The following is an 18,585-nucleotide window of genomic DNA, read 5'->3' as shown; positions in this document are numbered from 1 at the left end:
CCCACACAGATAATTGATTGCTAATTGTTAAAGAGCGTGCTTCAAACTCGTTTGAAGCGAGAACCGCTTGCGCCATTCTCAGAAGTCTTTCTCAGTCGTTTGCTGCGTTACCGCTGCCCCGTCTGTGGATGCGCATTATAGAGATCCGGCAAACAGGATCAAGATCTTTTTTACAAAATGATGACTGACCGGGTGTTTTTTGTTCGATCAGTAGGAATTACCTGCAAATTGTCTGGAATTCATGCAGTTACTCGGTGAAATTTCCAAAGTGTGAAAGATCAGGTATCACTTCACGGGGACGCTGCAATTCATGTTGATAGATCAGTTCACCCAGTTGTCGCATAAATGGCTTAGCGATTTCCTCAAGTTGATAGTTATCATCATTGAGGGTGTCATTTTCGTTGGCGTAAATTACCGCGACCAGCAGGAACTCGATATTATTCTTCATATCGACAATATAGGCACCATCGATAGCATGACCATATGCCCAACCGGTTTTATTAAAAATTCTAAGATGTTCTGGTATCAGCTGTGCCTCACCGCCAACAAGCAGGAACTTGGCGTAATTGTCAGGGTACTGATTTATATCATATGAGGGATAGCGACTGGCCGACGGCGCAAGCCCCATGTATCGGATGACAAATTGACGCTGCTGCTCACTAATCTGAAATTGATGTTCTGAGATAAAAGCGGACGGGAAGAAAATACGTTTTATAACACCGCTAAAATCAACGATAGAAAAGCGGTTTTTCTCACTGAAGTCCATTGGCCTGGCTACCCGTTCACCGGCTGAAATATATGCTTTACCCAGCAATGGCACCGGATCATTAATATAGCGTTGCTGATTACTGCGGGCTGGTACTGATAATAACAACTGGTTTTTATTATCAATAAAGCGCACCGGATTGTAATGACGCTGCTCCGGTTCTGGCAAAGGCATACTTAAACGGTGATTAATAACGGTATTTGACAGCGCTTTTTCTTTTAATTGCTTATTAATATATTCCTGACCTAATAACTCATACAACCTGTTGTAAGCGTCGTTATCACTGACCAGCAGAATCTTCTTTATATAGTGGGCAATGCTTGGTAATTTTTTTTCAGCTGTGTCATCTGTCAGCGCTTCTGTCTGGGCAGGCCTGCTACTATCAGTCAGCATAACGGTATTCATGCTTAAGCCGGGCTGTTGCTGCTGGTTTAGCCATTGCAATGCCAGCAACGATACCGGTAGTTTTACGGTACTGGCCGGATAAAAATAACGCGATTCATCCAGCCCGTACTGATAATGAGTAAAATCAACTTTATTATCACTGATGCGATCTATCTGGGTATAAATAATTTGTATTTTATACACGTCTGACTTTTTCAGCACCTGCTGCAGTACGCCGTACTCTGATAATGATTTTTCTAGTAAGGGCTCAAGGTTATGACAAGTAGCAATAGGCAGATCAGCGCACCCCGACGCCTGTACCGGACAATACAGCGGTATAATCAACAAAGCAGTTAAAAGAAACTTAATGACTATATGCATAGATCTTAACCTGTAAGACGGAGTGTTCCAGCTTAGTCATATTTTTACCGAATAACAAACATAAAAAAACCGGGCAAAAGCCCGGTTTTTTAATTAGAGATTAGCTTACTCAGCAGCAGTTTCTTCAACTGGCAGAGTGTCCACTTCTGGACGGTCAACTAACTCGATATAGCACATTGGCGCATTGTCACCGGTACGGAAGCCACACTTCATAATACGAGTGTAACCACCTGGACGCGCGTTGTAACGCGGACCTAAAACGTTGAACAACAGACCAACAACTTCTTTATCACGAGTACGGGCAAAAGCTAAACGGCGGTTTGCAACGCTGTCATTTTTTGCCAGCGTGATCAATGGCTCGATCACACGACGTAACTCTTTAGCTTTTGGCAAAGTCGTTTTGATGATTTCGTGCTTCACCAACGAGCTTGCCATGTTGCGGAACATTGCAGTACGGTGGCTGCTATTCCGATTTAATTGACGACCACTCTTGCGATGGCGCATGATCTATTCCTTCTCACTAAACCAGGAACTGGTGTCTGGTTAGTCTTTATTTACCAAACTAGCTGGCGGCCAGTTTTCCAGGCGCATGCCCAGAGATAACCCGCGCGACGCCAACACGTCTTTGATTTCGGTAAGTGACTTCTTACCAAGATTAGGCGTTTTCAGCAACTCAACCTCGGTACGTTGTACCAGATCACCGATATACTGAATCTGCTCTGCCTTCAAGCAGTTAGCAGAACGAACTGTTAATTCTAAATCATCAACCGGACGTAACAGAATCGGATCAAACTCCGGCTTCTCTTCACGTTTTTCAGGCTCACTCTTATCGCGCAGTTCAACAAAGAATTCCAGCTGTTCAGCCATAATTGTTGCTGCACGACGAATGGCTTCCTCTGGCTCTACAGTGCCATTGGTTTCCATATCGATGATCAGCTTATCCAGATCAGTACGTTGCTCTACACGAGCCGATTCAACGGTATAAGCAATACGCTCAACCGGGCTGAATGACGCGTCTAATAACAGACGACCTATCGGACGTTCGTCATCGTCAGAGGACAAACGAGCTGATGCAGGCACATAACCACGTCCACGCTCAATCTTCAGGCGCATACTGAATTCAGTTTCACCGGTCAGATTACAAATAACGTGCTCAGGGTTAACAATAACCACACCGTCGCCACGCTGGATGTCTCCAGCAGTTACAGGGCCGGCACCTTTCTTCGTTAAAGTCAGCGTGACTTCATCTTTGTCTTCCAGGCGAACGGCAAGGCCTTTGAGGTTCAGTAAGATATCAATAATATCTTCCTGTACGCCCTCTTTAGCACTGTACTCATGGAGAACGCCGTCGATTTCTACTTCGGTCACTGCACAACCAGGCATTGACGATAACAGAATACGACGTAACGCGTTGCCCAAGGTATGCCCGAAACCGCGCTCAAGTGGTTCCAAAGTAACTTTGGCACGAGTTGGGTTGATCCTTTCGATACCAACTAATCTCGGCTTAAGGAATTCGGTGACAGAACCCTGCATATATCCTCTCTTAACAATTAGCTTTACTTAGAGTAAAGCTCGACGATTAACTGTTCGTTGATGTCCGCAGACAAGTCAGAACGCTCAGGCAGACGTTTGAAAACGCCTTCCAGCTTCGTGTTGTCAACTTCTATCCAAGTTGGCTTCTCACGTTGCGCTGCTACTTCAAGAGCTGCACTGATACGTGCTTGCTTCTTGGCTTTCTCGCGCACAGAGATCACTTGTTCAGGTAATACAGTGTACGATGGGATGTTAAGCACTTTGCCATTTAGTAAAATAGCTTTGTGGCTTACCAGCTGACGTGCTTCAGCACGAGTACTGGCCAATCCCATACGGTATACCACGTTGTCCAGACGAGACTCTAACAACGCTAACAGGTTTTCACCGGTATTACCTTTCAAACGAGCAGCTTCTTTGTAGTAATTACGGAACTGCTTCTCTAACACGCCGTACATACGACGCACTTTTTGCTTCTCGCGTAACTGTAAACCGTAGTCTGATAAGCGACCGCGACGTGCGCCGTGCTGACCAGGAGCAGTTGTTAAGTTACACTTTGAATCAATTGCTCTTACGCCGCTTTTCAGGAACAGGTCTGTACCTTCGCGACGACTAAGTTTGAGCTTAGGACCCAAATATCTTGCCATCTTCTTTCTCCAATAATCCGTGAAGCGCTGTAATTACACGCGACGTTTTTTAGGGGGACGGCATCCGTTATGCGGGATAGGCGTCACGTCGGTGATATTTGTAATGCGGTATCCAGCGGCGTTCAGTGCACGAATCGCTGATTCGCGGCCTGGGCCAGGACCATTTACAAACACTTCAAGGTTCTTAAGACCATATTCTAACGCGGCAGTACCAGCACGTTCAGCAGCTACCTGAGCAGCGAACGGCGTTGACTTACGTGAGCCACGGAAACCTGAACCGCCAGAAGTTGCCCAGCAAAGAGCGTTACCCTGACGATCGGTGATCGTAACGATGGTATTGTTGAAAGAGGCATGGATATGAGCCATACCATCAGAAACTTGCTTTTTTACCCGTTTACGAGTACGAACTGGTGCTTTTGCCATGTTATTACCCCGTCCTATTTCTTAATCGCTTTGCGTGGACCTTTACGGGTGCGCGCATTGGTCTTAGTTCTCTGACCACGAACTGGCAGACTACGACGGTGGCGTAAGCCACGGTAACAACCAAGATCCATTAAACGTTTAATGTTTAATGTCACTTCACGGCGTAAGTCACCTTCAACGGTGTACTTAGCAACTTCGTCACGAAGCGTATCTAACTGCGCATCAGATAATGCAGCAATTTTCATACTTTCTTCGATACCCACAGCAGCTAAAATTGATTTAGCGCGGGTTTTACCGATACCATAAACATAAGTTAAAGAGATAACTGCATGTTTATTATCGGGGATGTTAATGCCAGCGATACGGGCCACTAACGTTCTCCTATAAAAAATTAAAAGGTGCCAATTTGAAAAGCCCGTAAGGATACTCAAATGGCGCTCATATTGCAAACAATTAACGGGCCGAACTCAATGTTCAGCCCGATAAACTGCTTTCTACCTTAACCCTGGCGCTGTTTGTGCTTAGGTTCACTGCAAATTACCCGCACAACATTGTTGCGCTTGATAACTTTACAGTTGCGGCAGATCTTCTTAACGGAAGCTCGTACTTTCATAACTTAACTCCGCAAATATATCTTAACGGCTATAACCTTTAAGATTTGCCTTTTTAAGGACAGAATCATACTGATGCGACATCAGATGGGTCTGTACCTGTGCCATAAAGTCCATAATAACCACCACGATAATCAGTAATGATGTACCGCCGAAGTAAAATTGCACATTCCATGCAACCATCATGAACTCGGGAACCAAACAGATAAAAGTAATATACAAAGCACCTGCTAAGGTTAACCGGGTCATCACTTTATCTATATATTTTGATGTCTGCTCACCAGGACGGATCCCAGGGATAAAAGCACCGGATTTCTTCAGGTTGTCTGCTGTATCACGCGGGTTAAACACCAACGCAGTATAAAAGAAACAGAAGAAAATAATAGCCGCCGAGTATAACATCATATACAGCGGTTGTCCCGGAGATAAAGCTAGCGACACTTCCTGCAGGAAGTTAGCAACCATACCTTCGCCTGTACCAAACCAACTGGCAATAGTGCCTGGAAACAGAATAATGCTGGAAGCGAAAATTGGTGGAATAACCCCGGCCATATTTACCTTTAACGGTAAATGACTGCTTTGCGCGGCAAAAACCTGACGGCCCTGCTGACGCTTAGCGTAGTTAACCACAATACGACGCTGGCCGCGTTCAAAGAACACCACAAACCAGGTAATCGCAATAACAATTACGCCGATAGCAACTAATAGTAAAAAGTGCAAATCGCCCTGACGTGCCATCTCAATCGTCTGGCCAATGGCAGACGGGAAGCCAGCAACAATACCGGTGAAAATAAGCAGCGAAATACCATTACCAATACCACGCTCAGTAATTTGCTCACCTAACCACATTAAGAACATGGTGCCGGTAACCAAACTGATGATTGCAGTAAAGTAAAACGCAAAGCCCGGATTAAGAACTAACCCCGGCATCATATTAGGTAAGCCGGTGGCTATCCCAATAGACTGCAGTATTGCTAAACCTAAGGTACCGTAACGGGTATACTGATTAATTTTACGCTTACCTGCTTCGCCTTCTTTTTTCAGCTCGGCCAGATGCGGATGCATCACGGTCAACAGCTGAACAATAATCGAAGCAGATATATAGGGCATAATACCCAGCGCAAAAACAGAAGCCCGTTCAAGTGCACCACCGCTGAACATGTTAAACATTTCAACGATGGTGCCTTTTTGTTGCTCGAATAACTGAGCCAGCACGTTGGCGTCAATTCCAGGAATTGGCACAAAGGAGCCTAACCGAAAAACGATTATGGCCAAAAGTACAAATAGCAGACGGGATTTCAGCTCGCTGAATCCGCCTTTTGCACCTCTTGAGTCCGAACCTGGTTTAGCCATAGCGTACTATCCTTATTATTCTTCGACTTTACCGCCGGCGGCTTCGATGGCTGCGCGCGCGCCCTTCGTTACGCCTAAACCTTTTACGGTTACCGGACGAGTGATCTCGCCAGACAGCACAACTTTAGCGAACTTAACAGTGCGGGAGATGATGTTAGCTTCCATTAAGGTTGCTAAATCAACTACGTCACCATTAACTACAGCCAGCTCGTGTAACCGGACTTCAGCAGAAACCAGAGATTTCTGTGAAGTGAAACCGAACTTAGGTAAACGTTGTTTCAATGGCATCTGACCGCCTTCAAAACCAGGACGCACTTTACCGCCTGAACGTGACTTCAGACCTTTGTGACCGCGACCTGCAGTTTTACCTAAACCAGAACCGATACCACGGCCTACGCGTTTTTTATCTTTCTTTGCACCTGGTGCGGGAGAAAGTGTATTTAACAGCATCGTTTACTCCTCCACTTTAACCATGTAATACACAGCATTGATCATACCGCGAACTGAAGGTGTGTCTTCAACTTCAACAGTGTGATTAATACGGCGCAAACCTAAACCCGTTAACGTTGCACGATGCTTCGGTAAACGACCGATGCTCGATTTAGTCTGGGTTACTTTAATTGTCTTCTTCGCCATGGCAAATTACCCCAAAATGTCATCAACGCGTAAACCGCGTTTAGCTGCCACTTGTGCCGGTGACTTCACTGAAGCCAGGGCATTGATGGTAGCGCGAACTACGTTAATTGGGTTAGTTGAGCCGTAACACTTAGACAGAATGTTCTGGATGCCCGCTACTTCTAACACAGCGCGCATTGCGCCGCCAGCGATCAAACCAGTACCTTCTGATGCAGGCTTCATAAATACATTAGAGCCTGAGTGCACACCACGGGTTGGGTGGTGCAAAGTGTGACCATTTAACTCAACCTGGGTCATGTTGCGACGTGCTTTTTCCATTGCTTTTTGAATAGCAGCGGGTACTTCACGTGCTTTACCATAACCGAAACCAACGCGGCCGTTGCCGTCACCGACTACAGTCAATGCAGTAAAGGAGAATATACGACCACCTTTAACTACTTTTGACACGCGGTTAACTGCAACAAGCTTCTCTTGTAAATCAGATTGTTGTTTAGCTTCTTCGTTAGCCATGAGCTACTCCTAGAACTGAAGACCGGCTTCACGTGCTGCGTCTGCTAACGCCTGCACGCGACCATGATACTGGAAGCCACTGCGGTCAAAAGCACAAGCAGTAACGCCTTTGGCTACTGCGCGTTCGGCAATCGCTTTACCTACAGCCTTTGCAGCATCTACGTTACCTGTGTACTTCAATGATTCACGAATAGTTGCTTCTGCAGTAGAAGCAGCAACGATCACTTCAGCATTTGGTGCGATAAGCTGGGCGTAGATGTGACGTGGTGTACGGTGTACAACCAGGCGATTCGCACCTTGTTCGATAATGTTTCTGCGAGTGCGTTTGGCACGGCGCAGACGAGCAAGTTTCTTATCCATCGTCTTACCCTACTTTTTCTTCGCTTCTTTACGACGCACGTTTTCATTCGCATAACGAACACCTTTGCCTTTATAAGGCTCTGGTTTACGGTATGCCCGGATGTTTGCAGCAACTTGACCAACTAATTGTTTGTCAGCACCTTTTACCAAGACTTCCGTCTGGGTAGGGGTTTCAATAGTGATACCTTCTGGCACCTGAAACACCACTGGGTGAGAAAAGCCTAAGCTCAGGTTTAATACCTTACCTTCAGCTTTTGCACGGTAACCAACACCAACTAGCTCCAGCTTCTGAGCGAAACCTTCACTAACACCTGTTACCAGGTTATTGATCAATGCACGGGCAGTACCCGCTTGTGCGTTTGCATTTTCGAAACCGTCGCGTGGATTGGTACGTAAAACGTTACCCTCGACAACGATTTCAACCGCAGGGTTAACATTAACTGTTAACTCGCCGTTTTTGCCCTTCAGCGTCACAACCTGACCGTTTTGCGTTAAAGTAACGCCGGTTGGGATGGTGACTGGGGCCTTAGCAACACGAGACATAGATTACTACCTCCGTTACGCTACGTAGCCGATGATTTCGCCACCGATACCAACCTTGCGCGCGGCGCGGTCAGTCATTAGTCCTTTAGATGTTGACACAATGGCCACACCTAAACCGCCCATTACCTTAGGTAATTCGCCGCTCTTCTTATAGATTCGCAGACCTGGACGACTAACACGATCGATAGTCTCAATAACTGATTTGCCCTGGAAGTACTTTAACGTAACTTCCAGCTCTGGTTTAACATCACCAGACACAGCGAAATCGCCGATGTAACCTTCGTCTTTTAATACTTTCGCGATTGACACCTTCAACTTAGAAGATGGCATTTTAACCGCAACTTTGTTGGCAGCTTGGCCGTTGCGGATGCGAGTAAACATATCCGCTACTGGATCTTGCATGCTCATAGCTCGTTACTCCCGTGATTCTTACCAGCTAGCCTTACGAAGGCCAGGAATTTCACCGCGCATAGCTGCTTCACGAACCTTGATACGGCTCATTCCGAACTTACGCAGATAACCATGTGGACGACCTGTTACACGACAACGGTTACGTTGACGAGAAGGGCTGGAATCACGCGGCAACGTCTGTAGCTTCAGAACTGCTGCCCAACGATCTTCATCAGAAGTTGCTGGATTCGCAATCAGGTCTTTCAGCTCATGACGCTTTTCAGCGTATTTGGCTACCAGTTGTGCACGCTTTACTTCGCGAGCTTTCATTGATTGTTTTGCCATGACCCTACACCTTATTTCTTGAACGGGAAGTTAAACGCGGCAAGTAAAGCACGTCCTTCGTCATCGCTACGCGCGGTAGTTGTAATAGTGATATCTAAACCACGTACTGCATCTACTTTATCGTATTCGATTTCCGGGAATATGATTTGCTCACGTACACCCATGCTGTAGTTACCACGGCCATCAAATGACTTCGGGTTTACACCGCGGAAGTCACGAATACGCGGGATAGCAATAGAGACTAAACGCTCTAAAAAATCCCACATACGCTCGCCGCGCAGGGTCACTTTCGCGCCAATAGGGTAGCCTTCACGGATTTTGAAACCAGCTACAGATTTACGAGCCTTGGTGATAAGTGGCTTTTGGCCGGCAATAGCAGTTAAATCTGCTACGGCATTATCAAGGATCTTTTTATCTGCAACTGCTTCACCCACACCCATATTGAGCGTGATTTTAACAATCCGAGGGACTTGCATGACGCTGGTGTAGCCAAACTGTTTAAACAGTTCTGGGACTACGGTGTCTTTATAAATTTCATGCAGTTTCGCCATCGTATTACTCCAATAGCAATTAGATTACTTCATTATTCGATTTGAAGAAGCGAACTTTCTTGCCATCTTCAAAACGGAAACCTACGCGATCAGCTTTACCCGTTTTAGGGTTGAAAATCGCTACATTTGAAACATGAATAGAGGCTTCTTTCTCAACGATACCACCCGGGGTATTAAGCGCAGGAACAGGTTTCTGATGCTTTTTAACCAGGTTAACGCCAGAGATATAAACACGGTCTTCAGAAAGTAATACTTTCGTCACTTTGCCGCGTTTGCCCTTGTCCTTACCAGTAAGAACAACCACCTCATCATCACGACGGATTTTACTAGCCATTGTGACTCCTTACAGTACTTCTGGTGCCAGTGACACGATCTTCATAAACTTATCGCCACGAAGTTCACGTGTTACAGGGCCGAAAATACGTGTGCCGATCGGTTCCAGCTTGGTGTTTAATAACACTGCTGCATTGCGATCAAAACGGATTAATGACCCGTCCTGACGACGTACGCCTTTGCGTGTACGCACCACCACTGCATTCAGAACGTCACCTTTTTTAACCTTACCGCGCGGAATTGCTTCCTTAACAGTAATTTTAATGACGTCACCAATTGCGGCATAACGGCGATGCGAACCACCTAAGACCTTAATACACATTACGCTGCGCGCGCCGCTGTTGTCTGCGACTTCCAGCATAGATTGCATCTGGATCATCTTAGTGCTCCGCTATTCTACTATATAGCCCTCTCGGACTACGCTGCTTACGATAATAAATACCCCCCCAGATAGAAGGGCGCGTGATTATAACAGCACTTTTACCAAATGGATAGTTTAATAATAAAAAACGGCCCCACGGGGCCGTTTCTTGCAGTGACTTAAAAATTAAGTCGCTGATTCAACTACCGCTACCAGGGTCCAGGACTTAGTCTTGGACAAAGGACGACATTCACGGATTGTGACAACATCGCCTTCTTTACACTGATTGGTTTCGTCATGTACGTGCAGTTTGGTAGTACGTTTGATGAATTTCCCGTAAATAGGGTGCTTCACAGAACGTTCGATAGCAACAGTGATAGACTTGTCCATCTTGTTACTGATCACTTTACCTTGCAGCGTACGGATATTCGCTTCAGTCATTACGCACCTGCCTTCTCGGTTAAGATAGTCTTAACGCGCGCGATATCACGACGCACCTGCTTCAATAAATGTGTCTGAGCTAACTGACCAGTAGCTGCTTGCATGCGCATATTGAATTGCTCACGTAACAGACCTAATAATTCAGCGTTTAACTCTTCTACACTTTTCGATTTTAATTCGCTGGCTTTCATCACATTACCGTCCGCGTTACAAAGGTTGTCTTAAATGGAAGCTTAGCAGCAGCAAGCGTAAATGCATGACGCGCTAACTCTTCAGACACACCGTCCATTTCGTACAGAACTTTGCCAGGTTTAATCTGACATACCCAGTACTCAACAGAACCTTTACCACTACCCATCCGTACTTCCAGCGGCTTAGCAGTAATTGGCTTGTCTGGGAACACACGGATCCAGATTTTACCAACACGCTTAACAGCCCGCGTCATAGCACGACGTGCAGATTCGATTTGACGTGAAGTCATTTGACCACGTTCTAATGATTTCAGTGCATAAGTACCGAAAGATACTTTATCGCCTACCTGGGCTAAACCACGGTTACGACCTTTGTGCACTTTACGAAATTTTGTACGTTTTGGTTGCAACATCGCTCAATACCCCTACTTAGCCTTACGTGCCGGTTTTTTCGGCGCTTTAGGCTGGTTGTTATTGTTAGCGTTGTTGGTGTTGCTGCTTAATGGCAGAGCTCCTAAGATCTCGCCTTTAAAAATCCACACCTTAACACCAATGATACCGTAAGTAGTTAAAGCTTCTGAGGTGTTGTAATCAATGTCAGCGCGCAGGGTGTGCAGCGGCACACGACCTTCACGATACCATTCATCACGGGCAATCTCAGCGCCGCCTAAACGGCCACTTACCTGCACCTTGATACCTTTAGCGCCAATCCGCATTGCGTTCTGTACTGCGCGCTTCATAGCACGACGGAACATAACACGACGCTCTAACTGGCTGCTGATTGAGTCAGCGACTAATTTGGCATCTAATTCAGGCTTGCGGATTTCAGAGATATTGATCTGCGCAGGTACGCCGGCAATAGCGGCAACTTGCTTGCGGATCTTCTCAACGTCTTCACCTTTCTTACCGATAATTACGCCTGGACGAGCAGTGTGAATAGTCACACGGATGCTTTTCGCAGGACGCTCAATATCAATCCGGCTTACTGAAGCGGCTTTCAATTGTTTCGTCAGGTACTGACGAACTTTGTAGTCACCGTTTAAGAAATCCGGGAAATCTTTTGTATTCGCGAACCAGGTTGAGCTCCATGGCTTAGTGATACCTAGGCGAATACCATTAGGATGTACTTTCTGTCCCATTTCTATCTCCTAGTTATCAGCTACAACCACAGTGATGTGGCTGGTGCGCTTAACAATACGGTCAGCACGACCTTTAGCGCGTGGCTTAATCCGTTTCATAGAAGGACCTTCATCGATGAAGATGGTCTTCACTTTCAACGTATCAATATCCGCACCTTCGTTGTGCTCAGCGTTGGCAATGGCTGATAAAAGAACCTTTTTAACTAACTCAGCAGCTTTCTTCGGGCTGTAAGTCAGTACGTTCAGCGCCTTATCAACTGACAATCCACGCACCTGGTCAGCGACCAGACGGGTTTTCTGTGCAGAAGAACGGGCAAATTTGTGTTTAGCTAATGCTTGCATCATTTACCCCTTAGCGCTTCTTGGCCTTTTTGTCGGCTGCATGACCACGGTAAGTACGAGTAGGTGCAAATTCACCTAACTTGTGACCAACCATCTCTTCCGAGACAAACACCGGTACATGTTGACGACCATTATGGACAGCGATGGTCAAACCGATCATATCAGGTATGATCATTGAACGACGGCTCCAAGTCTTTATAGGCTTCTTGTCACCGCTTTCCAACGCTTTCTCTACCTTCTTCAGCAAGTGAAGGTCAATAAATGGACCTTTCTTGAGAGAACGTGGCATGGCAATTCCTCACAAATTATTTATCACGACGACGTACGATAAGTTTATCAGTACGCTTGTTTGAACGAGTTTTGTAGCCTTTAGTTGGTACGCCCCATGGAGTAACAGGGTGACGACCACCAGAAGTCTTACCTTCACCACCACCGTGTGGGTGGTCAACCGGGTTCATTACTACACCACGTACGGTTGGGCGAATGCCGCGCCAGCGCATAGCACCAGCTTTACCGTATTGACGTAACATGTGCTCGGCATTACCGATTTCACCGATAGTCGCGCGACAATCTGCTAATACTTTACGTACTTCACCGCTACGCAGACGCAGAGTGACATACTCACCGTCCCGAGCCAGAATTTGTACGAAAGCACCGGCTGAACGAGCCAGCTGGCCGCCTTTACCTGGTTTCATTTCGATATTGTGTACAACCTGGCCTACCGGGATATTCCGCAGTGGCAAAGTGTTACCCGCTTTAATAGGCGAGTCCATACCAGAAATGATTGAATCACCAGCTTTCAGGCCTTTAGGGGCCAGAATGTAACGACGCTCACCGTCTGCATACAGTACTAAAGCGATGTTAGCGGTACGATTTGGATCGTATTCTAACCGTTCAACTTTAGCCGGAATGCCGTCTTTAGTGCGTTTAAAGTCAACAACACGATAATGTTGCTTATGACCACCACCGATATGACGGGTAGTGATACGACCATTATTGTTACGACCACCAGTTTTAACGTTCTTCTCTAACAAAGGAGCATAAGGCTTGCCTTTGTACAGGTCAGGGTTAACCACTTTTAATACGTGGCGACGACCTGGTGACGTAGGTTTACACTTTACAAGTGCCATTTCCTAACTCCTCTTCTTACTCAGCGCCGCCAACGAAATCGATTTCGCTGCCTTCTTTAAGAGTAACGTAAGCTTTTTTCCAATCGCTACGCTTGCCCATCCGCGCACCAGTGCGCTTGGTCTTACCCTTAACATTAACAGTGCGAACACCTACTACTTCTGTTTCAAACAGTTTTTCTACAGCAGCTTTAATATCAGCTTTAGTAGAGGTAGTAGATACCTTGAAAACGATAGTGTTGTTGTTCTCTGCCGCATTAGTTGCTTTTTCAGAAACGTGCGGAGCCAGAATCACTTTCAGTAAACGTTCTTCACGGATCATGCTAACAGCTCCTCAAGTTGTTTAACTGCAGCAGCAGTCATTAACACTTTGTCGAATGCGATTAAGCTGACCGGGTCGATACCGTGTACGTCACGTACGTCAACCTTGTACAGATTGCGTGCAGATAAGAACAGGTTCTCATCTACTTCGTTAGTCACAATTAATACGTCTTTCAGATCCATTGCCTTTAATTTGGCAGATAAATCTTTGGTTTTCGGGGTGTCCACTGCGAAGTTTTCAACCACGATTAACCGTTCCTGACGAACTAATTCAGACAGAATGCTCATGATCGCACCGCGATACATTTTACGGTTTACTTTCTGGCTGTGATCTTGTGGCTTAGCCGCAAATGTCACACCGCCTCCGCGCCATATCGGGCTACGGATTGTACCAGCACGGGCACGGCCTGTACCCTTCTGGCGCCATGGCTTCTTGCCGCCACCGCGAACTTCTGAACGAGTTAACTGTGCACGGGTACCCTGACGGGCGCCAGCTGCATAAGCAACTACTACCTGGTGTACCAGAGCTTCGTTAAACTCACGTCCAAAGGTAGCTTCGGAAACTTCAAGAGCGCCTTGAGCGTCTCGTAATGCTAATTCCATCACTTATCTCCTCAGACGTTAGCTTTTAACAGCTGGTTTAACGATCACGTCACCGCCGATAGCACCAGGCACTGCGCCTTTTACTAACAGAATGTTACGCTCTGCGTCTACACGAACCACTTCAAGCGATTGCACGGTTACCCGCTCAGCACCCATGTGGCCAGCCATTTTTTTACCTTTGAATACTTTACCAGGTGATTGGTTTTGACCAATAGAACCTGGGGCACGGTGTGATAAAGAGTTACCGTGAGTAGCATCCTGGGTACGGAAATTCCAGCGCTTAACAGCACCTTGGAAGCCCTTACCTTTTGATGTGCCAGACACATCAACTTTTTTTGTTTCTGCGAAAATATCCACAGTAATCTCGCTGCCAACCTGGATGTCAGCGCCTTCGTTGTCTTGCAGGCGGAATTCCCACAGACCACGACCAGCATCAACACCCACTTTCGCAAAGTGACCAGCTTCTGGTTTGTTCAGGCGGTTAGCCTTAACAGTGCCAGCAGTCACTTGCAGCGCGCTATAGCCTTCAACGTCTTGCGTTTTAACAGCAGTAACGCGGTTTGGTGTCGCTTCGATTACGGTTACAGGGATTGATACGCCATCTTCAGTGAAGATGCGAGTCATGCCCACTTTACGACCGATTAGACCGATAGCCATTTCCTAAACCTCTCTAAAAACCTGTCTGATTAACCCAGGCTGATTTGAACGTCAACGCCAGCAGGCAGATCTAAACGCATCAGCGCATCAACTGTTTTTTCAGTTGGTTCAACGATGTCGATTAAACGCTTGTGGGTACGGATTTCGTACTGGTCACGCGCATCTTTATTGACGTGAGGAGAAATCAGAACAGTAAAACGTTCCTGACGGGTAGGCAGTGGAATTGGACCACGAACCTGGGCGCCAGTGCGTTTAGCTGTGTCAACGATTTCCATAGTTGACTGATCGATCAAGCGGTGATCGAACGCTTTCAGACGGATGCGTATCCTTTGATTACTCATGTATCAAAGCCTCAAAGAGCAAAAAGAGCAAAAATAAACATAAGCCATAACCCCAATCGGGTATGCTTATGCACCAATGTACCAGTTGCTCCCCAATCGGGAGCATTGTAGAACGGTTAAATCAGCCCGAATCAGGTTCAGTACTGTTAACCGCTGCAGCCAGAATTAAATCGACTGGCCGCGCATTATACTCAAATAGGCCGTTAACGCAAGTGTTGTTTAATATTTGCGCTTAATTTTGCCGTTCAGAGAATATCATTCAGCTCAAAGCCGATACCAATCCGGGTAACGGAGCGGTCATAATCAATCAGGCTTTCGCCATAACCGGTAAACAATTCTGCATACAGCCGGATGTGGCGGTTTAGCGGCTGTGAGTAAGCCAGGCGTACTGCCCCTTTATTGTTACTGCGTAAATTATTGCGCAACATCAGTCGCCAGGTAGCATCGCCCTGTTTATAGGCGGCTGATAATTCAAACCAGCCCATATATTTTGTGATGTCAGGATTGTCATCCCCTTCCGGATCGTCCACAGACGTTTTCCTCGATTCGTCAAAACGATACCAGGGCTCAAAGTTGATAAATACATTGCCGATAGACGTCACCCAGCTTAGTTTTAAGCGGTTCCAGCTGCGTGATAGTTCACCGGCACGGCCATTTGACTGATGAGAGAGGCTTAAACTGATGATCCGGCTCGCCGCCTCTTCATAGTTCCGGTAGTGCGGAATCATCAGGATGAGTTCAGGCTCGTAGTTATTTTCGCGAAATGGTGATGATACTTCTGAGTTATAAGCTTGCCAGTAAGCCTGCTGGGTATAAGCAAAAAACAGATAGCCGTTATCTTTATATATTTTGCTCCAAAGGGGCGTTTTCAGGCTCAACTGAAACTTTGCTTCAAGGTTATCAGAAGGCGCGCTGACGCCGTCCCGGCTTAACGTATCGGCGATACCATCAACATAGCTGACCGGCATCAGAAAGTTGGTTTTATGCGGCAGTAATGTAAAAGGCTCATAATTGTCCCATTGCTCGGCTTTTAACCGCTTATCTAACGCATCTGCGGCAAATAATGGCATTGCGCTGCATAACAACAGGCAAGCTAGTAAAAACTTCATAACATTCCTTAAACCAGAGCTTTTTCAGCTTGCTGCTGTTTGCATAGCAACTGGATTACTGTTTAATAATCTTCAGGGGCCAGATTATACAGCATTGCAGCGTCAGTGTTTAATATTGCGCTAATACCAGTTGCCCGGGGGAGTATCCGGCTGAAATACCATTTAGCCGTATGATTTTTAGCACCAATAAAATGACTACTATGTTTACCGTTATCCAGTGCCTGCAGGTTTTTATACCACATAAAGCCGTACAATATGTACGAGACCAGTGCCAGAAAATCACAGGCAGCGCCAGCAAGTATCGTATTTTCCTGTTGCAGCAGCCGGCTTGTCAGCGACTGCAAGTCAGTAACTGCTGTTAGCAGAGGTGCAGCTTCAACATGAGGTTTTTCAGTCAGCTCGGCAGTAATGTCGTCCAGCAGGCTGAATAATACTGCGCCCTTGTCAGCTGCAACCTTCCGTAGCATAAAATCTGCGGCCTGAATGCCGTTGGTACCTTCGTAAATCTGGGCAATCCGGACATCGCGAACGAGCTGCTCCATGCCCCACTCTTTGACATAGCCATGGCCACCAAACACCTGTTGCGCAATAACGCAGGCATCGAAACCCTGATCGGTCATAAAAGCTTTTGCAATAGGTGTCAGCAAATTCGCCCGCTGACCGGAGACACTGCAATTATCATATTTTGCCTTATCCAGCAGTGCAGCGACCCAGGTAGCAAAAGTCCGGCCGGCTTCATTCATTGCTTTAATGTTAAGCAACATCCGCTGCACGTCAGGATGACCAATAATCGGCTCGGCTTTGTTAGCGTCTTGCTCGCTGACTCGTCCCTGCAACCGTTCTTTAGCATAGGCAAGCGCATTCTGATAGGCCCGCTCTGCAGCGCCAAGCCCCTGGCTGCCCATCGATAACCTTTCGTAGTTCATCATGCTAAACATGCAACTTAAGCCGCGGTGTGGCTCGCCGATTAAGTAACCTTTGGCATCATCGAAATTTAACACGCAGGTCGCCGAACCATTAATACCCATCTTATGCTCGATAGACCCGACACTAACCCCGTTGCGCGCGCCGGCCTCACCATTGGCATCCAGCAAATATTTAGGCACCAGAAACAACGAGATACCTCTGCTTCCGGCCGGCGCATCAGGCAGTTTTGCCAGAACCAGATGAATAATATTAGCGGTTAAGTCATGCTCGCCGGCGGTAATAAAAATTTTAGAACCATTCAGCGCATAACTGCCATCAGCATTGGGTTTTGCAGTTGTCCGCATAATGCCCAGATCAGAGCCGGCATGCGATTCGGTTAAACACATAGTGCCCGACCATTCGCCGCTGTAGAGTTTAGGCAGATAAGTTTGTTTTGTGGTGTCATCGGCATGCTGCAATAACGCGACACAGGCACCGGCGGTTAAACCCGGATACAGTGAAAACGCGATATCAGCGCTGCAAAGCATTTCGTCCACCATCATCGATAAGGCTTTTGGCATGCCCATGCCACCGTATTGTGGATCGCCACTTAAGCTGCTCCAGCCGCCCTCTATCAGGCTTTGATAGGCAGTATGATAATGCGCTGGCAGGCTTACCTTTCCATCAACCAACTGCGCGCCGCGCTTATCGGCATCGCCGGCAAAAGGCGCGATTTGCTGCTCACAAATTTTAGCCGCTTCCTCCAGAATTGCTTTTGCCGTATCCGCCTCTATTAAGTCCTGTAACTTACCATTTTCCTGCCAGTACTGATCTAACTGCCAGACATCAAACAGGTTAAAGGTCATATCGTTTATCGGGGCCTGATAGCTGCTCATTGCAAATTCCTCACTGGACGGATGAGTTAACAATATGGCATATCCCACTGGTTCAAACAAGGCATTCAAACGTGCGTTTGAATTTTATTTTGGCAACAAAAAAGGCTCCACAGGGGAGCCTTCTTTACATTACTGCAATTCAGTTAAGAATTAAGCAATGATTTTAGATACTACACCAGCACCTACAGTACGGCCGCCTTCACGGATTGCGAAGCGCAAACCTTCGTCCATCGCGATTGGGCAAATTAGCTCAACAACAAACTTCAGGTTGTCGCCTGGCATTACCATCTCAACGCCTTCTGGCAACTCAACCGCGCCCGTTACGTCTGTAGTTCGGAAGTAGAACTGTGGACGGTAACCTTTGAAGAATGGAGTATGACGACCACCT

The 18,585-nt window shown here is 46.7% G+C and carries 31 protein-coding genes and 1 pseudogene; all 32 read right to left on the bottom strand.

Annotation, left to right across the window (positions count from 1 at the left end; all coding sequences use genetic code 11):
- Nucleotides 1–247: 247 nt before the first annotated feature.
- Nucleotides 248–1,531: a serine hydrolase gene (locus R3187_RS18480; RefSeq protein WP_318968520.1), complete on the bottom strand. Its 1,284-nt coding sequence runs from the start codon at nt 1,529–1,531 to the stop codon at nt 248–250.
- Nucleotides 1,532–1,636: 105 nt separating this feature from the next.
- Complete coding sequence (gene rplQ, locus R3187_RS18475; RefSeq protein WP_213995036.1) at nt 1,637–2,035, bottom strand: 50S ribosomal protein L17; 399 nt, start codon at nt 2,033–2,035, stop codon at nt 1,637–1,639.
- 39 nt (nt 2,036–2,074) lie between these two features.
- Nucleotides 2,075–3,064: a DNA-directed RNA polymerase subunit alpha gene (locus tag R3187_RS18470; protein WP_318968519.1), complete on the bottom strand. Its 990-nt coding sequence runs from the start codon at nt 3,062–3,064 to the stop codon at nt 2,075–2,077.
- Between the two features lie 23 nt (nt 3,065–3,087).
- The gene (gene rpsD / locus R3187_RS18465; RefSeq protein ID WP_019677738.1) at nt 3,088–3,708 is read right to left on the bottom strand and encodes a 30S ribosomal protein S4; all 621 of its coding nucleotides are present in this window, start codon (nt 3,706–3,708) and stop codon (nt 3,088–3,090) included.
- 33 nt (nt 3,709–3,741) lie between these two features.
- Nucleotides 3,742–4,131 carry a 30S ribosomal protein S11 gene (rpsK, locus tag R3187_RS18460; protein ID WP_019677737.1) on the bottom strand — a complete coding sequence of 130 codons (390 nt, stop codon included), beginning with the start codon at nt 4,129–4,131 and terminating at the stop codon, nt 3,742–3,744.
- 14 nt (nt 4,132–4,145) lie between these two features.
- The gene (gene rpsM, locus R3187_RS18455; RefSeq protein WP_019677736.1) at nt 4,146–4,502 is read right to left on the bottom strand and encodes a 30S ribosomal protein S13; all 357 of its coding nucleotides are present in this window, start codon (nt 4,500–4,502) and stop codon (nt 4,146–4,148) included.
- A gap of 128 nt (nt 4,503–4,630) precedes the next feature.
- Nucleotides 4,631–4,744 (bottom strand): 50S ribosomal protein L36, encoded by a 114-nt coding sequence (rpmJ, locus tag R3187_RS18450; RefSeq protein WP_008950799.1) that lies wholly within the window; start codon nt 4,742–4,744, stop codon nt 4,631–4,633.
- A gap of 22 nt (nt 4,745–4,766) precedes the next feature.
- Nucleotides 4,767–6,095, bottom strand: a complete 1,329-nt coding sequence (secY, locus tag R3187_RS18445) for a preprotein translocase subunit SecY (RefSeq protein ID WP_213995037.1) — start codon at nt 6,093–6,095, stop codon at nt 4,767–4,769.
- Between the two features lie 15 nt (nt 6,096–6,110).
- A complete protein-coding gene (rplO, locus tag R3187_RS18440; RefSeq protein ID WP_318968518.1) occupies nt 6,111–6,545 on the bottom strand; it encodes a 50S ribosomal protein L15 in 435 nt (144 codons plus the stop codon).
- 3 nt (nt 6,546–6,548) lie between these two features.
- On the bottom strand, nt 6,549–6,731 hold the full coding sequence (gene rpmD, locus R3187_RS18435; RefSeq protein ID WP_083923082.1) for a 50S ribosomal protein L30: 183 nt from the start codon (nt 6,729–6,731) through the stop codon (nt 6,549–6,551).
- A gap of 6 nt (nt 6,732–6,737) precedes the next feature.
- Nucleotides 6,738–7,241 carry a 30S ribosomal protein S5 gene (gene rpsE / locus R3187_RS18430; protein ID WP_019677733.1) on the bottom strand — a complete coding sequence of 168 codons (504 nt, stop codon included), beginning with the start codon at nt 7,239–7,241 and terminating at the stop codon, nt 6,738–6,740.
- Between the two features lie 9 nt (nt 7,242–7,250).
- Nucleotides 7,251–7,601 carry a 50S ribosomal protein L18 gene (rplR, locus tag R3187_RS18425; RefSeq protein WP_019677732.1) on the bottom strand — a complete coding sequence of 117 codons (351 nt, stop codon included), beginning with the start codon at nt 7,599–7,601 and terminating at the stop codon, nt 7,251–7,253.
- A 9-nt stretch (nt 7,602–7,610) separates the two neighbouring features.
- On the bottom strand, nt 7,611–8,144 hold the full coding sequence (rplF, locus tag R3187_RS18420; RefSeq protein WP_318968517.1) for a 50S ribosomal protein L6: 534 nt from the start codon (nt 8,142–8,144) through the stop codon (nt 7,611–7,613).
- 15 nt (nt 8,145–8,159) lie between these two features.
- Nucleotides 8,160–8,552 (bottom strand): 30S ribosomal protein S8, encoded by a 393-nt coding sequence (gene rpsH / locus R3187_RS18415; protein WP_213995039.1) that lies wholly within the window; start codon nt 8,550–8,552, stop codon nt 8,160–8,162.
- Between the two features lie 21 nt (nt 8,553–8,573).
- Complete coding sequence (gene rpsN, locus R3187_RS18410) at nt 8,574–8,879, bottom strand: 30S ribosomal protein S14 (protein ID WP_318968516.1); 306 nt, start codon at nt 8,877–8,879, stop codon at nt 8,574–8,576.
- 11 nt (nt 8,880–8,890) lie between these two features.
- Nucleotides 8,891–9,430 carry a 50S ribosomal protein L5 gene (gene rplE, locus R3187_RS18405; protein WP_213995040.1) on the bottom strand — a complete coding sequence of 180 codons (540 nt, stop codon included), beginning with the start codon at nt 9,428–9,430 and terminating at the stop codon, nt 8,891–8,893.
- A gap of 19 nt (nt 9,431–9,449) precedes the next feature.
- Nucleotides 9,450–9,764: a 50S ribosomal protein L24 gene (rplX, locus tag R3187_RS18400; protein ID WP_046559232.1), complete on the bottom strand. Its 315-nt coding sequence runs from the start codon at nt 9,762–9,764 to the stop codon at nt 9,450–9,452.
- Between the two features lie 9 nt (nt 9,765–9,773).
- Nucleotides 9,774–10,142, bottom strand: a complete 369-nt coding sequence (rplN, locus tag R3187_RS18395; protein ID WP_019677726.1) for a 50S ribosomal protein L14 — start codon at nt 10,140–10,142, stop codon at nt 9,774–9,776.
- Nucleotides 10,143–10,310: 168 nt separating this feature from the next.
- A complete protein-coding gene (rpsQ, locus tag R3187_RS18390) occupies nt 10,311–10,565 on the bottom strand; it encodes a 30S ribosomal protein S17 (protein ID WP_213995041.1) in 255 nt (84 codons plus the stop codon).
- Nucleotides 10,565–10,756 (bottom strand): 50S ribosomal protein L29, encoded by a 192-nt coding sequence (rpmC, locus tag R3187_RS18385; protein ID WP_019677724.1) that lies wholly within the window; start codon nt 10,754–10,756, stop codon nt 10,565–10,567. The genes rpsQ and rpmC overlap by 1 nt, the downstream gene beginning before the upstream one ends.
- On the bottom strand, nt 10,756–11,169 hold the full coding sequence (rplP, locus tag R3187_RS18380; RefSeq protein WP_019677723.1) for a 50S ribosomal protein L16: 414 nt from the start codon (nt 11,167–11,169) through the stop codon (nt 10,756–10,758). Before rplP ends, rpmC begins: the two co-directional genes overlap by 1 nt.
- A gap of 12 nt (nt 11,170–11,181) precedes the next feature.
- The gene (rpsC, locus tag R3187_RS18375) at nt 11,182–11,895 is read right to left on the bottom strand and encodes a 30S ribosomal protein S3 (RefSeq protein WP_019677722.1); all 714 of its coding nucleotides are present in this window, start codon (nt 11,893–11,895) and stop codon (nt 11,182–11,184) included.
- 9 nt (nt 11,896–11,904) lie between these two features.
- A complete protein-coding gene (rplV, locus tag R3187_RS18370; RefSeq protein ID WP_019677721.1) occupies nt 11,905–12,237 on the bottom strand; it encodes a 50S ribosomal protein L22 in 333 nt (110 codons plus the stop codon).
- Between the two features lie 10 nt (nt 12,238–12,247).
- The gene (gene rpsS, locus R3187_RS18365; RefSeq protein WP_019677720.1) at nt 12,248–12,526 is read right to left on the bottom strand and encodes a 30S ribosomal protein S19; all 279 of its coding nucleotides are present in this window, start codon (nt 12,524–12,526) and stop codon (nt 12,248–12,250) included.
- 16 nt (nt 12,527–12,542) lie between these two features.
- Nucleotides 12,543–13,367, bottom strand: a complete 825-nt coding sequence (gene rplB, locus R3187_RS18360) for a 50S ribosomal protein L2 (RefSeq protein WP_217671419.1) — start codon at nt 13,365–13,367, stop codon at nt 12,543–12,545.
- 16 nt (nt 13,368–13,383) lie between these two features.
- Complete coding sequence (gene rplW / locus R3187_RS18355) at nt 13,384–13,686, bottom strand: 50S ribosomal protein L23 (protein WP_019677718.1); 303 nt, start codon at nt 13,684–13,686, stop codon at nt 13,384–13,386.
- The gene (gene rplD, locus R3187_RS18350; RefSeq protein WP_046555265.1) at nt 13,683–14,288 is read right to left on the bottom strand and encodes a 50S ribosomal protein L4; all 606 of its coding nucleotides are present in this window, start codon (nt 14,286–14,288) and stop codon (nt 13,683–13,685) included. Before rplD ends, rplW begins: the two co-directional genes overlap by 4 nt.
- 18 nt (nt 14,289–14,306) lie before the next feature.
- Nucleotides 14,307–14,945, bottom strand: coding sequence for a 50S ribosomal protein L3 (rplC, locus tag R3187_RS18345; protein WP_318968515.1), 639 nt, complete (start codon nt 14,943–14,945; stop codon nt 14,307–14,309).
- Between the two features lie 29 nt (nt 14,946–14,974).
- Entirely contained in the window at nt 14,975–15,286 is a 312-nt protein-coding gene (rpsJ, locus tag R3187_RS18340) for a 30S ribosomal protein S10 (RefSeq protein WP_008899121.1), read from the bottom strand.
- 245 nt (nt 15,287–15,531) lie between these two features.
- Complete coding sequence (locus R3187_RS18335; RefSeq protein ID WP_318968514.1) at nt 15,532–16,395, bottom strand: phospholipase A; 864 nt, start codon at nt 16,393–16,395, stop codon at nt 15,532–15,534.
- A gap of 62 nt (nt 16,396–16,457) precedes the next feature.
- Complete coding sequence (locus R3187_RS18330) at nt 16,458–18,197, bottom strand: acyl-CoA dehydrogenase family protein (RefSeq protein ID WP_318968513.1); 1,740 nt, start codon at nt 18,195–18,197, stop codon at nt 16,458–16,460.
- A gap of 150 nt (nt 18,198–18,347) precedes the next feature.
- A pseudogene (tuf, locus tag R3187_RS18325) lies at nt 18,348–18,585 on the bottom strand (elongation factor Tu); the annotation flags it as partial.

Origin of the sequence: Arsukibacterium sp. (genome assembly GCF_033721375.1) — a bacterium.
Taxonomy (GTDB): domain Bacteria; phylum Pseudomonadota; class Gammaproteobacteria; order Enterobacterales; family Alteromonadaceae; genus Alishewanella.
The sequence above is the reverse complement of the archived record's forward strand: the minus strand, read 5'-3'. Positions and strand labels throughout refer to the sequence as shown.